This is a genomic window from Selenomonas sp. oral taxon 137 str. F0430, assembly GCF_000183625.1.
In the GTDB taxonomy this organism is placed as follows: Bacteria; Bacillota; Negativicutes; order Selenomonadales; family Selenomonadaceae; genus Centipeda; species Centipeda artemidis.
The window spans coordinates 1-777 of sequence record NZ_AENV01000010.1; the positions used below are offsets into that span (position 1 = coordinate 1).

Here is a 777-nt window from a genome sequence, read left to right on the forward strand (position 1 = left end):
GCACAGAGCGAATTTGAGAAATTCTGTGAGACTTGGAGCAAGTATCCGGGGGCAATTCGCGTATGGAAGGACAACTTCCGGCATGTTGAACAACTTTACCAATATGGCAGTGATGTCCGTCGTGTCATGTACACAACAAATGCGATAGAGAGTGTCAATGCAAGTTTTCGCAAAGTAACGAAGCAGGGGGCATTTCAAAGCGAGACGGCTGTGTTCAAGGTGCTTTACTTACGGATCAAGGAGCTGTACAAGAAATGGAAGGGACACTCCATTCAGAACTGGGCGATTGTGATGAATCAACTCTGTATTGATGAGCGGGTCGGACAGATGATCCGAAAATATTCCGCTCTATAAGAAACTTACACACTTTACTTGACAAACCCCTGTTTTTTTAGACTTTCTTCTATTGACTCTGATATTTCATCCAGATCTTTGATGATATCCCGTCTCTGACTGTCCTTTGCTGCTTCGAGACTCCATGTTTTACTTTTTTCTCCTCGTCGTTTTAGCTCTAAAAAGATTTTTTTATCTTCTATGGAAATATCATCCAAATCTTCTATCAAAATCAAGCTCGATCCATACGCCCTCTGTAAATCCTTTAAATTACTTACCAATTTGCTAGGCCCATCCCATGACATACGAGCATCGCTCGCATAGTTTTCGATTTTGATGATCTTTGTAAAGAGCGGGATCACGCATATTTTCGTATATCCCGACTCTCCGTAAGCATACAGATATGGAAATTTATATTCATGGGCGTAGCAATTCATCTCTAAT

The 777-nt window shown here is 41.3% G+C and carries 2 protein-coding genes; one reads left to right on the forward strand and one right to left on the reverse strand.

Annotation, left to right across the window (positions count from 1 at the left end; all coding sequences use genetic code 11):
• Positions 1–354 (forward strand): IS256 family transposase (locus HMPREF9162_RS08335; RefSeq protein ID WP_009438972.1); only part of this gene is annotated, 354 nt, incomplete at its 5' end.
• Positions 355–368: 14 nt separating this feature from the next.
• Here HMPREF9162_RS08335 and HMPREF9162_RS08340 read toward each other — a convergent pair.
• Positions 369–777, reverse strand: a 409-nt coding sequence (locus HMPREF9162_RS08340) for a hypothetical protein (RefSeq protein ID WP_037350474.1), incomplete at its 5' end; no start/stop codon positions are given.